Source organism: Acinetobacter sp. YH16040_T (genome assembly GCF_024605785.1).
GTDB classification, from domain to species: domain Bacteria; phylum Pseudomonadota; class Gammaproteobacteria; order Pseudomonadales; family Moraxellaceae; genus Acinetobacter; species Acinetobacter amyesii.
Genome location: NZ_CP094541.1, coordinates 1,755,685 through 1,769,365, shown reverse-complemented (window position 1 = coordinate 1,769,365; position 13,681 = coordinate 1,755,685). Strand labels below are relative to the sequence as shown.

Sequence of the window (13,681 nt, the reverse complement as noted above, 5' to 3'; positions counted from 1 at the left end):
CTAACCTTCTCCCTAAGGGAGAAGGGACTCCTAATATATTTTTGAAAATATTTAAAATTCAATTTTATGCATTATTAATAAGCTTTTAAAAAGAATAAATGACACCAAACCTTCCTGAAATTCAAATCACTCGAAAATTACGTGCCACACGCTTAAGATTGCGAGTAGAACCAACTCAAATTAAATTAACGGTTCCCCAGTTTTGTACACAGCGCCAAGTTCAAGATTTTCTGAAACAAGCAGAACAATGGATGATTGAGACATGGCAGAAGCAGCAGGAAAAAACAGGGCAGATTGATAAAACGCTTCCAGCTGAATTAAAACTATTCAATTTAGAACAGCCTTTAAAGGTTATTTATAAAACGCAAAAAAACTCATTTATCTTGGATGAAGAAAAGCATCAGCTTTTCATCAGTGATCGGCAGCCTGAGCAATATTTAAAAAGCTTTGTGATTGCTTATGCCAAAGAGTATTTACCAATTTATTTAAAGCAAGTGAGCAGTGAAACAGGCTTAAAATATGGTGAGTGCTCGATTCGTCAGCCCAAAACTCGCTGGGGTAGTTGCTCTGCAAAGCATGACATTATGCTGAATAGCGGCTTGGTGTTGCTCCCATTAGAAATTACGCGTTATGTGGCTGTACACGAGTTAGCGCATACTCAGCATTTTGACCATAGCCCAAACTTTTGGGCTGAAGTCCAAAAGCATGATTCAAACTATAAAGATCATCGGAAAACTTTAAAAAGTGGTGTGATGCCGTGGTGGTGGTGCTAGTATATTTTTCATAAAACCTAAACTGATTGGGTGTATAGTTATGAAAAATAGAAAAATTCTGGGATTAATTTTACTTGCATATTCAGCACCAATTTTTGCAAATAGTTTTCAAGATCGGGATAGCTGGCAAAAAAAAACCGAAGTAATGATGGTTGATGATATTGATCTTAAAACAGATGAGCTGATTGAGCAGGGCTATGTTCCTGTGATGAGTGAAACATTTAAAAGTGTATCTACAAATAGGGGCTACAGCGATAGCATGTGGGACCTGAAAAATAAAGGAAATCAATTGGGGGCACAAATCGTTATTTTCACTAATACGCCTGTAGAGAGTGGAAATTATTATAGGTATAGAAATTCAAAGCCAGATTCATATCCGTTTTTAGTTGGTGATAAGTTGACAAAAATAACTAATCATGCGAAAAGGTTTTTTTAGTTAACAGATGTTCACACATGCCTCGGATTGTTTCTGTACCACTTAGTTTAGAACAGCGAGAACGACTCATTTTTCTGGCCAAACATGCAAAACATTGGCGTGAAAGACAACGTGCCCAAACTATTCTCTGGCTTTCCGAAGGTAAAAGTGTTGCAGAAGTTGCCACTCTACAAGAACGTATCCCAGAAACCATAAGGCTACAACGCCGACGTTGGGAATTGTATGAGTTTGAATCGATTAAAGAAGGTCATCGCTCAGGTCGACCCAATACATTGATCTCAGACTATCAGGCGAAAATCTTAGATTGGGTCAATACAAGTCCACTCAATGCAGAACAAATCCGAGTCAAACTACATGAAGAATACGAAGTGTCCGTGTCTGTTGAAACCATTCGTAAGTTTTTACGTGATTCAGGTATGGTTTTCAAGCGTACCCGTCATAGCTTGAAAAAAAAGAGATCCGATTGTATTTGAACAAGCAACACAGCAGATTGAAGAATTACGAGAGCAAGCGGCACGTGGTGAAATTATATTAGGTTATGTTGATGAAACAGGGTTTTCATCTACACCTGATAACCGCTATGCGTGGACAAAGATAGGTAATGTTCATGCGGTTGATGCAATAAGATTAAAACGAGTTAATGTCATGGGGTGTTTGCTTTCAACGGGGAAACTGGTGACAAGTTGTTTACAAGAGTCAGTTACAAGCACTTGGTTTTATGCCTATTTAACTGGAATAGCTCAACAAGTTAAACAGACGTATAACCTTCCATTGGTTCTTATTGTTGATAATGCCTCGATTCATAGAAGTAAAAAGATGGCTGATTACAGAGAGCTACTTAAAACTAACTTTTCGACGAATCTGTATTTTATTCCAGCTTATAGCCCTGAGTTAAATCGAATCGAGATGGTATGGAAGCAGATGAAATATTATTGGCGAGATTTTCAAGTCATGACAGCTGATAAAATAGAGCAATGGGTGGAGAAAGTATCAAACCAATTCGGAAAAGAATACATGTTTACTTTTTAATGACAACTTAATCAAAAAAGTGATTTAAATATTTATCCTGTAGGAACTATTGAGGCAGTTCCTCATCGTCTTGCGAACAGGACAGAATATTCCTCACGATATTTTTATAAATATAATTCAGTAACAGGAATTTATCCCACCATATTGTCTTCTAAGGATAAAATTAATAATGGCCTTCAGGGCGGAGTGATTATACAAAAAGTTCAAGCTGGCTCTCTAGCCAAAGGCGTTATTTTGCCGCAGGATATTATTATAAAAATGAATGATGATAATATTAATGATGTCAGTGCATTTGTTGAAAGTTCAAACTATTTAAGAGGAAACGTTGTAAAGTTTGAAATTCTGAGAAATGGACAGAAAATACCTTTAGAAATTAGTTTGAAACAATAATATTTGGCTGGAAGGTGGGACAATTGCACTTTTCATCCAATTTAAGTTTGGTGCTCTCTGAAAATATGTTTTTTCTTAAATTGATAAAAAGATCCGAATTGCAATAAACCCAAGCAAAACAGTTCAGAAATCCTCAACTTCCTGTCATACTACGCAGTCATCAAATGGATACTTTGAATAGAGGTAATGAGCGTGATTTCAGTAGGTATTGTCGGTGGTACAGGTTACACAGGTGTTGAATTACTGCGTATTTTACTGCGACACCCAAATGCGGAAGTGAAAGTTTTAACTTCGCGTACTGAAAATGGCCGCCGTGTGGATGATATGTTCCCAAGCTTGCGTGGACATACAGACCTTTGCTATTCAGATCTAAATATTGAAGAACTAAAACAATGTGACGTTGTATTTTTTGCGACGCCGCATGGTGTAGCAATGAAACACGCAGAAGAGTTAGTTGCTTCAAATACTAAAGTGATTGATCTTGCTGCTGATTTCCGTTTGCAAGACTTAGCTCAATTTGAAAAATGGTATGGCCTAGACCATGCATGTCCAGAGCTATTAAAAGATTCAGTTTATGGTTTGTCTGAATTAAACCGTGAAAAAATTCAAAAGGCTTCAGTGGTTGGTAACCCAGGTTGTTACCCAACAACTGTTCAGCTCGGTTTAGCGCCAGTATTAAAAGCTGAAGGATTAGTGAAACCTGAAAGCATTATTATTGATGCAAAATCAGGTGTGTCTGGTGCAGGTCGTAAAGCCAGCCTAGGTATGATCTATTCTGAAAATGCAGATAACTTTAAAGCTTATGGTGTAGCGGGTCACCGTCATCATCCTGAAATTGTAGAAGCCTTAGAAAATATTTCAGGTCAAAAAGGCGTATTTAACGAAATTTTATTCGTACCGCATTTGGTACCAATGATTCGTGGCATGCTGAGCACAATCTACATTGATTTGACAGACGCAGGTGCTTCTGCTGATTTACAAAGCTTATATGAACAGTTCTATGCCAATGAGCAGTTTGTAGATGTGATGCCTGCAGGAAGCTCACCTGAAACACGTACTGTGCGTGGTGCGAACCAATTACGTATTGCGATTTGCAAACCTCAGCCGAAAAAATTAGTGATTTTGGTGGCTCAAGACAACTTGGTGAAAGGTGCTGCAGGTCAAGCCGTACAAAATATGAACTTGATGTTTAGTTTTGCTGAAAATGCAGGACTTCAAGGCATTGGTTTATTACCATAAGAAACGATTTAAAACTTCACACACATTTAAAACTGGATTTAAATGTGTGCCTTGAGTGAACTAAAAATAAGAGATGACGATGTCGAATACAGAATCTAATTTCAAGTCAGAACCTGAAAACAGTGAAAAAACGCCTTTTATGAAGACGAATATGCCACTGGCGATTGGTGCAGTTGTACTTGCATTGAGCAGCGGTTTGCTCGGATATAGTATCGGTCATCGTCAGGGCTTAACAGTGGTCGGTTATGATGCAGATGCAGAGCAACTTGTTGATGTGGTGCAAAAGCAAAAAACTGAATTAGCAGGGCTAAATAAAAGTTTGAATGCGGCAATCCAAGAGCGTGATGTCGCTGTAAGTAATTCAAATGATTTATATTTGGCTGTTAAAAAAGCACGTGATGATCAAGAATTAACCGGTAATTTAGGTGTTTTGTATCGTGAAGTATTGCGCCAACGTGGTGGTATGCCTCTTGCAGTACAACATTTAGCGATTAAACCATTACCTGAAAATGCGTATGAATACCAACTTGATCTCGTTCAAGTTAGCCCATCAAAAAGTAATGTATCTGGAGGCGTTGAGCTGCGCCTAATTAAGGGTACAGAAGTACTTGCAGTGCCTTTAGAAGACAAAAACTTTAACTTTAGCGAAAGTGAACGACTCACTGGACGTTGGACCATGCCTAAAGGCTTTAGTCCAGACTTTATTGAAGTGCGTTTAAGCGGTTCTAAACCCGTTATTCGCCGTTTTAGCTGGTCGAAAGGTCAGCCTGTTGAAAATCAATCTGCCTTCCTTTCAGAAATTCCTCAAACTGAAGCAAGTGCAAACTAAGTGTGAAACCTAAATCCTATGCGAATCAATAAGCGTCAAACGTGTTTATCTGACATTAAAAATTCATTTTACCAATCTGGTTTAGTGGACTGGCATCTAAACCCGACTCTCAGCCAAGGTACGCAGGATGATGGTGATTCAGACATTCAAGTATTGACTGCGCCACCTGAGTTAAAGCGTCCTCCTATGTATGCTGTCGTTTTAATGAACGATGATTACACCCCAATGGACTTTGTAATTGAAATTTTACAACAATACTTTGCTTTGAATCTTGACCAAGCCACTCAAGTAATGCTAACTGTACATTATGAAGGAAAGGGTGTTGCAGGGGTTTATCCGCGAGACATCGCAGAGACTAAAGCAAATCAGGTCAATAATTACGCTCGGTCGCAAAGTCATCCATTACTTTGTCAGATTGAGCCAAAAGATTAATAAGGGGATTACATGCTCAGTCGTCAATTAGAAGTATCACTACGTTTGGCTGTCAGCATGGCTCGTCAAAAGAGACATGAATTTTTGACGGTAGAACATTTATTATTGGCTTTACTGGATAATGATTCCGCTGTTAATGCATTGAAAGCATGTGGCGCAGACATTATTGTGCTTCGCAAAGAACTTGAAGAATACGTAGAACAACATACCCCTAAGCTTGGCGAAAATAGCGATCAAGCGCCACATCCTACAGAAAGTTTTGATCGTATTTTGCAGCGTGCAATTTTCCATGTGCAATCGAGTGGTAATGACCGCACTGTAGAAGGTGCAGACATTTTAGTTGCGATGTATTCAGAGCGTGATTCATTTGCGGTGTATTTACTTAAACGCCATCAAATCAACCGTTTGACATTAACGCAGTATTTGTCTCATGGCACACGTAAAGACGAAGTCCAAGCCGAAGAAGAAATCGAAGAGCTCGATGGTGAAAACACCACGTCTTCAAATTCTGGCCCATTAGAGCTATATACGACCAATCTGAATGTTGAAGCTCAAAAAGGCAAAACAGATCCACTGATTGGTCGTGAAAAAGAGATTGAACGTACAGCTCAAATTCTATGCCGTCGCCGTAAAAATAACCCACTTTTGGTGGGTGATCCGGGTGTAGGTAAAACTTCGATTGCTGAAGGTTTGGCTTGGCTCATTGTAAATGGCAAAGCTCCTAAACCGCTTGAAAATGCAGAAGTATTTAGTTTAGACATTGGTGCTTTAGTTGCAGGAACTAAATACCGTGGTGATTTTGAAAAGCGTTTAAAACAACTGTTAAATGCATTGAAGAAAAAGCCCGAAGCTATTTTATTTATTGATGAAATTCATATGATCATCGGTGCAGGCTCAAGTATGGGCAGCACGATGGATGCATCGAACCTCATCAAACCAGCTTTGGCGAATGGTACTTTACGTTGTATCGGTTCAACGACTTTCCAAGAATACCGTCAAGTTTTTGAAAAAGATCATGCATTATCTCGTCGTTTCCAAAAAATTGATGTCAATGAACCATCTATTTCAGAAACGATTGATATTCTGCGTGGCTTAAAAGGCAAATTTGAAGAATTCCATCATGTGAAATACGAAGATCAAGCGTTGGTTTCTGCGGTTGAACTATCAGCGAAATTTATCAATGATCGTTTCTTACCTGATAAAGCCATTGATGTGATTGATGAAGCTGGTGCGCAGCGTCGTTTAAAAGCTGAGCAAGATGATACAGTCATTTCAGTTGAAAACATTGAAGATATCGTTTCGAAAATTGCGCGTATTCCACCGAAAACTGTCTCTAAAGATGACAAGAGCGTTCTTGAAAATCTTGAGCGTGATCTGAAACGTGTGGTGTTTGGTCAAGATGAAGCGATTGAAGCGCTTGCATCGGCGATTAAATTATCTCGTGCAGGTCTTAAAGCACCAGATAAGCCAGTGGGTAATTTTGTCTTTGCGGGTCCTACAGGTGTGGGTAAAACTGAAGTCACTAAGCAATTGGCAAAATTATTAGGCGTTGAACTTGTACGTTTCGATATGTCGGAATACATGGAACGTCATGCCGTATCTCGTTTAATTGGTGCGCCTCCGGGTTATGTAGGTTTTGATCAAGGTGGTTTGTTGACCGACGCGATTCATAAAAATCCGCATTGCGTACTTTTACTAGACGAAATTGAGAAAGCGCATCCAGATGTCTTTAATTTGTTATTACAAATTATGGATCATGGTTCATTAACGGATAACAATGGTCGTAAGTCTGACTTCCGTAACGTCGTGTTAGTGCTGACTACCAATATTGGTGCAGAATCAATTTCACGTGTGAGCATTGGTTTCATGGATCAAGATAACAGTAATGATAACCAAGACGCGATGAAAAAAGCCTTCTCTCCGGAGTTCCGTAACCGCTTAGATGGTGTTATTCAATTTAAAGCATTGCCAACAACTGTCATTGAAAGTGTGGTTGATAAGTTTTTAACAGAGCTTCAGGCACAGTTAGATGATAAAAAAGTGGTTCTTGAGGTTGACCAAGATGCACGCGAATGGATGGCAGAGCAAGGATACGATCGCTTGATGGGCGCTCGTCCAATGCAGCGTTTAATTCAAGAGCATTTGAAGAAACCGCTTGCTGAAATGATTTTGTTTGGCGAGCTTGCGGAACATGGCGGTAATGTTGGTGTTTCAGTGAAGAAAGAAAATGGCAAAGCTGTGGGCTTAAAACTCGAAGTGTTTGAAGACCAAACCGCTGAACCTGCTTAAGTAATTTAATTAACGAAAAACCCGTGCTTGCACGGGTTTTTTATATTTATTCGACGCTAGATTTGGGTTTCTCAATGATGGACATACCATTAACAAAAGTGCTGACCACATTTGGTTTATTTGCACTGACAGCATTGATGGAAATTTTAGGCTGTTACTTCCCATATTTGATTTTAAATCAGAAAAAATCGCAGTGGTTATGGATTCCAACAGCGCTTGCATTGGCTGCATTTGTTTGGTTATTGACGTTGCATCCAGCAGCTTCGGGTCGTATCTATGCAGCCTATGGCGGAATCTACATTTTCTCTGCATTGCTGTGGTTGCGTTTTGTCGATCACGTAGTTCTAACACGTTGGGATATGCTAGGTGGCGTCATTGTGTTGGTGGGCGCAGCTGTGATTGTATTACAGCCTCAAGGTTTAATTCGTTAAGTTAAACAATGCAAAAGTTAAACCAAGAGCTGTAAGAAATTAGATATTTATTTAAATTTGCACTCTGTATTTTTAATGATAATTTCGTATTGATTGCTACCCGAGCTTAGATCCATTTCAATTTTATATGGATTAACACGTTGAAATTGATGCTCGAATAGTAATTCACAGTTTTGGAGTGAATTATGCTTGATGAGTTGCTTCACCTTATGTTCACCGACTGATTGTTCAAATTGCGCAAAATCAGGGGTGGTGATAATACCATCAATTTCAATCTTATCCGCTTCAATTTCCATTTTTTCCATCAACATATTCTGATCAACTTGATAGGGAAGAGTGCGTGAATCTTCATCACTAATGGCAGCCAGTATTTCGTTTAAACCTGTTTTATTTTTAATTTTAAAATTGCTATCTAAAATCTGATTTTTCACCAAGTATTGATCTAATTCACTTGGTTCACCAGCAAAGCTAAAAGTAGATAAGCTCAATCCAAGAGCCAATAAGCAAATATTTCTTAAACGCATAATCTTAATCACTTATAAAAGTTATGGTTTTATTAAAGCATGCAAAAACAAAAAAAGCACCCGAAGGTGCTTTTTTATCTAAGTAAAACCTTAGTCTTTTTTAAGATTTTCGTTAATTAAGAATTCAACAAGTGCTTTTTGTGCATGTAAGCGATTTTCAGCTTCATCCCAAACCACAGCATTTTTGTGGTCAAGCATATTTTCAGAAATTTCTTCGCCACGATGCGCAGGTAAGCAGTGCATAAATAGGCAGTCAGCGTGAGCAAGATCCATCAGGCGTTCATTCACTTGATAATCAGCAAACGCTTTTTCACGAATTTTTTGCTCTTCTTCTTGGCCCATACTTGCCCAAACATCTGTAACGATTAAATCTGCATTAACTGCAGCATCTTCGGCAGAATCAACAAGTTCCACACAGTGTGCAAATTCAGATAAAAATTCTGCTTTAGGTTCATAGCCCTTAGGTGCAGCGATTTTTAATTTAAAGCCCCACATATGAGCCGCTTCAATATATGAGTTACACATATTGTTGCCATCACCAATCCAAGCAACCGTTTTACCTTCAATAGAACCACGGTGTTCAACAAATGTTTGAACATCGGCAAGTAATTGGCAAGGGTGGTGATCATCTGTTAATGCATTGATGACAGGAACTTTTGAATAAGAAGCAAAACGTTCAACAATGTCATGACCAAAAGTACGAATCATCACAATATCAAGCATGCTTGAAATCACACGTGCAGAATCTTCTACTGGCTCGCCACGACCTAATTGAGAGTCGCGAGATGAAAGGAAAATTGCGCTACCACCAAATTGGCTCATTCCTGCTTCAAACGATACACGTGTACGGGTGCTCGATTTCTCAAAAATCATGCCCATGACTTTACCAACGAAAGGTTGGAAAACTTCATTGTTATGCTGTTTGCGCTTGAGTTCGATACCGCGCTGTACAATTTGGTTAAGTTCTAAAGTCGATAAATCGCGTAAAGTTAGAAAGTGACGTAGAGCCATTGTTACTCCACAATAATTGCTGAATCAAAGAACAAAACAACAATTAGTTGTTGGTTGGTTAGAGAAAAAGGAATCGATTAATATACTATAAGAGAGGTAAATTGCAAAAAATCTAGCGCTTTTGGTGACCGTCTAGGAAACGATCGACGCAATAACTGATGTAATTGATTGTTTCTTGATCATTTTCATCAATGCTGATGCCCATGAGAACGCGCCATTCTAAATTACGCAGAATCCCAAAATAAAACTGAGCCGAAAACAGCGGGTTTTCACAATACAGCAAACCGTGTTGATGTGCTTGATATAAAATTTCGGCAACGGTGTTCTGAATTTGTTTCGGACCTTGCTCATGAATATAACGTGCTATTTCAGGATTACGTCCTGTTTGTTCTAAGACTAACCGCATAAATGCCGCATTTTCAGGCATCACGATATGCTGATGAAAGTCACTTAAAGTATTGATGAGATAAGCACGAATATCGGTGTCAGGGCTCACCGTAAATGGTAGGCAAATATCTTTGAAAAATAAGCAGCGACGATAGTCACAAATGGCCTTAAATAATCCGTCTTTATTACCAAAATATTTATAGATTGACGCTTTTGAACCACCTGCATGATTCACGATGTCATCTAATGAAACTGCATCAAAACCACGTTTTAAAAAAAGCTCCGTAGCACTTTCTAAAAGCGCAACACATCGTTCATGTCCGCGCCTCGTTTGTGGCTGGTCATGCGTTAGAGGTTCAATGTGTATTAAATCTTGCATAAAGTGATAATTTTTAACAAAAAAAGAGCTGATTTGACGATAATTATAGCAAAAAAATTAGTACTTTTCTGCTTTGCTTATAAATCAGAGATCTTTGACTAAAGAATAACAACAGATAGGTGACAAGTGAAATATTTGACTAAAGTTTTAGAGTTAATATTCTACAAAGCCATAGAGTTGGAAAAAAATATGGATATACTCAAACTTCGAAAATTAAAGTAAATGCCGTGGAAAGGAATATGACACAACAAACGTCTGCAGGCTTAAGATTTAGACAAGCATTGGAAGTAGAAAAACCATTACAAATCATTGGCACAGTAAATGCCTATGCAGCAATGATGGCAAAAGAAGTTGGCTATAAAGCCATATATTTATCTGGTGCAGGTGTTGCGAACTATTCTTATGGTTTACCTGACTTAGGCATGACCAGTTTAGACAATGTTTTGGAAGATGTTCGTCGTATTACTGAACGTGTAGATACGCCATTACTTGTCGATATCGATACAGGTTGGGGCGGTGCATTTAATATTGCCCGCAGTGTGAAGCAAATGATTGCAGCAGGTGCAGCAGCGGTTCATATTGAAGACCAAGTCGCACAAAAGCGTTGTGGTCACCGTCCGAACAAAGAAATCGTGTCACAACAAGAAATGGTTGACCGTATTAAAGCGGCTGTTGATGCAAAAACCGATTCAAACTTTGTGGTGATGGCGCGTACAGATGCATTACAAAAAGAAGGTTTGCAAGCAGTGATCGACCGTGCATGTGCCTGTGTAGAAGCAGGTGCAGATGCGATCTTTGCTGAAGCAATGACTGATATTACCATGTACAAAACTGTCTGCGATGCTGTTGGTGTCCCTGTACTGGCAAACATTACAGAGTTTGGTGATACCCCTTACTACACCAAAGAAGAACTAGGCGAGCAGGGTATTGCAATGGTGCTTTACCCATTATCACCAACACGTGCAATGCAAAAAGCGGCACTCGAAGTAATGCATGCGATCCGCAATGACGGTACACAAGTCAATGTACTGGATAAAATGCAACAACGAAAAGAACTCTATCAATTCCTCGATTATCACACTTTTGAAAACACCTTAGATAAATTGTTCACTGAAGGAAAATAAAAAATGGCTGAAGGAAAAGTACTCACGGGCGCAGGACTGCGCGGACAAGTAGCGGGTAAAACTGCACTTTCAACTGTAGGCAAAAGTGGTGCGGGCTTAACCTATCGTGGTTATGACGTTCAAGACTTGGCAGAAAACTGTCAGTTTGAAGAAGTCGCGTACCTGATTTTCTTTGGTGAATTGCCAACAACAGAACAACTAGCAGCATACAAAGCCAAACTCAAATCATTGCGTCAATTGCCGCAAGCATTGAAAGAAGTATTAGAACGTATTCCTGCTGACTCACACCCAATGGATGTGATGCGTACAGGCGTTTCAATGTTAGGTAACCTTGAAACTGAAAAATCATTCGATGAACAACAAGATGTTGCAGATCGTATTTTGGCAACGCTTCCTGCGATCATTTGCTACTGGTACCGTTTCAGCCATGATGGTGTACGTGTAGAAGAAAACACCGATGATGATTCAATCGGCGCTCAATTCCTACATTTACTGCGTGGCGAAAAACCAAATGAATTGCACGAGCAAGTGATGAACGTATCACTGATTTTGTATGCAGAGCATGAGTTTAACGCATCTACATTCACAGCGCGTGTATGTGCATCAACATTGTCAGATATGCATTCATGCATCACAGGTGCAATTGGTTCACTACGTGGCCCATTACATGGCGGTGCGAACGAAGCTGCGATGGAAATGATTGAAAACTGGACGTCTCCAGAAGAAGCTGAACGTGAAATGCTCGGCAAACTTGAGCGTAAAGAAAAGATCATGGGCTTTGGTCATGCGATCTATAAAGACAATGATCCACGTAATGGCATCATCAAAATTTGGTCTGAACGCCTAGCAAAAGACGTCGGTGATACTGTGCTTTATCCAGTATCAGTACGCTGTGAAGAAGTGATGTGGCGCGAGAAGAAATTGTTCTGTAATGCAGACTTCTTCCATGCATCTGCATACCATTTCATGGATATTGCAACCAAATTATTCACGCCAATCTTTGTGATGAGCCGTGTAACAGGTTGGGCAGCGCATGTGATGGAACAACGTGCGGACAACCGTATTATTCGCCCAAGCGCGGACTATACAGGCCCTGAACTGCGTAAAGTGGTGCCGATTGCAGAGCGTTCTGCGGCATAATTTTAAAGTGAAATAAAAAAGCCTCAAAAGAGGCTTTTTTATTATTTGTTAATTGAGTTAACAATCTATTTGGTTAATAAAACAGGATCTTCGACGCTATATCCCGTTTCAAATGGAATCCCTAGATATTTAACAGTCACTAAATAAAAAGGCTTTTGCACTACACGATAAGTTTTAGAGATTTTTAAACCTTCTTTATACGTCTCAGCCTTTTGTATGGCGCTTTTATACTGCGAATTTTTAATACGATATTGATAGGTCCATTTATCAATGGTTTCATTCGGGTCATACCAAGATTTTGCAGTGCCATTCATGGTTGTTAATAACTGTATTCGAGCATTATTGTTATTTACTGGTGTTAATTTGACTAAACGTTTTTTTATTTTCGCGATTTCTTTATCAAACTGGGTGCTGTCTTGATCGTAATCAATCCGTTTTGTCTTGGGATTAATATATAAAGATCTCACTGTAATTAATTGCGTCGGTTTTTGGCTATTTAATTGATAATAATATAATTGTGGTAAACGACCACGACCATCTTCAAAATGACGCATTAAATAGATTTTTTGGTCTTTTTTATCAAAACCTAAAACCTCAATGGTTTGAGGGCCGCCTACCGTCGCGAAAGCAGAGCAGGAAATTAGGGTGCTAATTGCGAATGCATTGAAATGACGTAGCTGCATTTTCTTGTCCTGATAAGTAAATTCCTCAATACAGTATGCGATGCAAAATGATATTTAAATATGAAGATTATGTATGTTTTATTCTGCATTTAAGATGTCTAATACACTGTGAGCAACATTTTCAGTTAACTGATCTAAGCGTTCTAAAGCCGTACCCAAAATAAAATAATGATAATTATAGATACGACCATCATGTAAAATTGAAATATAAAATGTTCCTTCGGGTTTTTCTACGGTTGCACTGCCACCGGGTTTGAGTAATCCAGTGCAGGCCACCACAAAGTCCGCATGTAAAAATAGTTGTTGTCCTTGCTCAGCCATCGCTTGAGTCACTTCTGCGGATTCGGCCGTAAATTTTTCTATTAGTAGAGGATCTACTTTTAAAATTTCACGCTTGATTGATGGATCATAGCTCACTAGTCCACCTAATAAGATATCTGCACCACTATTCTTATAAATTGAAAATTGACTACATAAATAACCAGAGCTTGCACTCTCGATAAACGCGATAGTCATGGATTTTTGTTCTAAAGCATCGCAACACTGTTTAAGCATGTGCTTACCCCAAAGTAGAATGGTGAATGA

Annotated in this window: 17 protein-coding genes; 12 read left to right on the top strand and 5 right to left on the bottom strand. The window is 39.0% G+C overall.

The features are described 5' to 3' along the window. The first annotated feature begins 98 nt into the window (after positions 1–98). The 10 genes from MST16_RS08575 (at position 99) to MST16_RS08530 (ending at position 7,848) form a co-directional block, all read left to right on the top strand. Complete coding sequence (locus MST16_RS08575; RefSeq protein WP_180004664.1) at positions 99–773, top strand: SprT family zinc-dependent metalloprotease; 675 nt, start codon at positions 99–101, stop codon at positions 771–773. A gap of 40 nt (positions 774–813) precedes the next feature. After that, complete coding sequence (locus tag MST16_RS08570; RefSeq protein ID WP_180004665.1) at positions 814–1,209, top strand: hypothetical protein; 396 nt, start codon at positions 814–816, stop codon at positions 1,207–1,209. Positions 1,210–1,226: 17 nt separating this feature from the next. Beyond that, positions 1,227–1,682, top strand: a complete 456-nt coding sequence (locus MST16_RS08565; protein ID WP_004973749.1) for a helix-turn-helix domain-containing protein — start codon at positions 1,227–1,229, stop codon at positions 1,680–1,682. Continuing rightward, the gene (locus MST16_RS08560) at positions 1,672–2,238 is read left to right on the top strand and encodes an IS630 family transposase (protein ID WP_111886146.1); all 567 of its coding nucleotides are present in this window, start codon (positions 1,672–1,674) and stop codon (positions 2,236–2,238) included. Before MST16_RS08565 ends, MST16_RS08560 begins: the two co-directional genes overlap by 11 nt. 144 nt (positions 2,239–2,382) lie before the next feature. Then, positions 2,383–2,628, top strand: coding sequence for a PDZ domain-containing protein (locus tag MST16_RS08555; RefSeq protein ID WP_180012194.1), 246 nt, complete (start codon positions 2,383–2,385; stop codon positions 2,626–2,628). A gap of 186 nt (positions 2,629–2,814) precedes the next feature. Continuing rightward, the gene (gene argC / locus MST16_RS08550; RefSeq protein WP_180005567.1) at positions 2,815–3,867 is read left to right on the top strand and encodes an N-acetyl-gamma-glutamyl-phosphate reductase; all 1,053 of its coding nucleotides are present in this window, start codon (positions 2,815–2,817) and stop codon (positions 3,865–3,867) included. A gap of 79 nt (positions 3,868–3,946) precedes the next feature. Beyond that, entirely contained in the window at positions 3,947–4,696 is a 750-nt protein-coding gene (locus MST16_RS08545) for a hypothetical protein (protein ID WP_180005566.1), read from the top strand. An 18-nt stretch (positions 4,697–4,714) separates the two neighbouring features. Further along, positions 4,715–5,128, top strand: coding sequence for an ATP-dependent Clp protease adapter ClpS (gene clpS / locus MST16_RS08540; protein ID WP_180005565.1), 414 nt, complete (start codon positions 4,715–4,717; stop codon positions 5,126–5,128). 12 nt (positions 5,129–5,140) lie between these two features. Continuing rightward, on the top strand, positions 5,141–7,417 hold the full coding sequence (clpA, locus tag MST16_RS08535) for an ATP-dependent Clp protease ATP-binding subunit ClpA (RefSeq protein ID WP_180005564.1): 2,277 nt from the start codon (positions 5,141–5,143) through the stop codon (positions 7,415–7,417). A 77-nt stretch (positions 7,418–7,494) separates the two neighbouring features. Next, positions 7,495–7,848: a YnfA family protein gene (locus MST16_RS08530; protein ID WP_180005569.1), complete on the top strand. Its 354-nt coding sequence runs from the start codon at positions 7,495–7,497 to the stop codon at positions 7,846–7,848. A gap of 47 nt (positions 7,849–7,895) precedes the next feature. Here MST16_RS08530 and MST16_RS08525 read toward each other — a convergent pair whose 3' ends face one another. From MST16_RS08525 to MST16_RS08515, 3 genes are all read right to left on the bottom strand, one after another. Continuing rightward, positions 7,896–8,372 carry a hypothetical protein gene (locus MST16_RS08525; protein WP_180005563.1) on the bottom strand — a complete coding sequence of 159 codons (477 nt, stop codon included), beginning with the start codon at positions 8,370–8,372 and terminating at the stop codon, positions 7,896–7,898. 90 nt (positions 8,373–8,462) lie between these two features. Next, positions 8,463–9,383, bottom strand: a complete 921-nt coding sequence (argF, locus tag MST16_RS08520; RefSeq protein ID WP_078193464.1) for an ornithine carbamoyltransferase — start codon at positions 9,381–9,383, stop codon at positions 8,463–8,465. 112 nt (positions 9,384–9,495) lie between these two features. Next, positions 9,496–10,149 (bottom strand): TetR/AcrR family transcriptional regulator, encoded by a 654-nt coding sequence (locus MST16_RS08515; RefSeq protein WP_180005562.1) that lies wholly within the window; start codon positions 10,147–10,149, stop codon positions 9,496–9,498. Between the two features lie 239 nt (positions 10,150–10,388). Here MST16_RS08515 and prpB point away from each other — a divergent pair, with 239 nt between their 5' ends. Both prpB and prpC read left to right on the top strand, forming a co-directional pair. Then, positions 10,389–11,273 carry a methylisocitrate lyase gene (gene prpB / locus MST16_RS08510; protein WP_180005561.1) on the top strand — a complete coding sequence of 295 codons (885 nt, stop codon included), beginning with the start codon at positions 10,389–10,391 and terminating at the stop codon, positions 11,271–11,273. A 3-nt stretch (positions 11,274–11,276) separates the two neighbouring features. Beyond that, positions 11,277–12,413, top strand: coding sequence for a 2-methylcitrate synthase (prpC, locus tag MST16_RS08505; protein WP_180005560.1), 1,137 nt, complete (start codon positions 11,277–11,279; stop codon positions 12,411–12,413). A gap of 65 nt (positions 12,414–12,478) precedes the next feature. Here the strand turns inward: prpC and MST16_RS08500 are convergent, their stop codons facing one another. Continuing rightward, on the bottom strand, positions 12,479–13,096 hold the full coding sequence (locus MST16_RS08500; RefSeq protein WP_180012192.1) for an aminotransferase: 618 nt from the start codon (positions 13,094–13,096) through the stop codon (positions 12,479–12,481). Between the two features lie 78 nt (positions 13,097–13,174). After that, the gene (locus MST16_RS08495; RefSeq protein WP_168379808.1) at positions 13,175–13,651 is read right to left on the bottom strand and encodes a CinA family protein; all 477 of its coding nucleotides are present in this window, start codon (positions 13,649–13,651) and stop codon (positions 13,175–13,177) included. Between the last annotated feature and the right edge of the window lie 30 nt (positions 13,652–13,681).

Coding starts and splice junctions, on each gene's coding strand:
- MST16_RS08575 (WP_180004664.1), top strand. CDS start 99: ATGACACCAAACCTTCCTGAAATTCAAATCACTCGAAAATTACGTGCC.
- MST16_RS08570 (WP_180004665.1), top strand. CDS start 814: ATGAAAAATAGAAAAATTCTGGGATTAATTTTACTTGCATATTCAGCA.
- MST16_RS08565 (WP_004973749.1), top strand. CDS start 1,227: ATGCCTCGGATTGTTTCTGTACCACTTAGTTTAGAACAGCGAGAACGA.
- argC (WP_180005567.1), top strand. CDS start 2,815: ATGAGCGTGATTTCAGTAGGTATTGTCGGTGGTACAGGTTACACAGGT.
- MST16_RS08545 (WP_180005566.1), top strand. CDS start 3,947: ATGTCGAATACAGAATCTAATTTCAAGTCAGAACCTGAAAACAGTGAA.
- clpS (WP_180005565.1), top strand. CDS start 4,715: ATGCGAATCAATAAGCGTCAAACGTGTTTATCTGACATTAAAAATTCA.
- clpA (WP_180005564.1), top strand. CDS start 5,141: ATGCTCAGTCGTCAATTAGAAGTATCACTACGTTTGGCTGTCAGCATG.
- MST16_RS08530 (WP_180005569.1), top strand. CDS start 7,495: ATGGACATACCATTAACAAAAGTGCTGACCACATTTGGTTTATTTGCA.
- MST16_RS08525 (WP_180005563.1), bottom strand. CDS start 8,372: ATGCGTTTAAGAAATATTTGCTTATTGGCTCTTGGATTGAGCTTATCT.
- argF (WP_078193464.1), bottom strand. CDS start 9,383: ATGGCTCTACGTCACTTTCTAACTTTACGCGATTTATCGACTTTAGAA.
- MST16_RS08515 (WP_180005562.1), bottom strand. CDS start 10,149: ATGCAAGATTTAATACACATTGAACCTCTAACGCATGACCAGCCACAA.
- prpB (WP_180005561.1), top strand. CDS start 10,389: ATGACACAACAAACGTCTGCAGGCTTAAGATTTAGACAAGCATTGGAA.
- prpC (WP_180005560.1), top strand. CDS start 11,277: ATGGCTGAAGGAAAAGTACTCACGGGCGCAGGACTGCGCGGACAAGTA.
- MST16_RS08500 (WP_180012192.1), bottom strand. CDS start 13,096: ATGCAGCTACGTCATTTCAATGCATTCGCAATTAGCACCCTAATTTCC.
- MST16_RS08495 (WP_168379808.1), bottom strand. CDS start 13,651: ATGCTTAAACAGTGTTGCGATGCTTTAGAACAAAAATCCATGACTATC.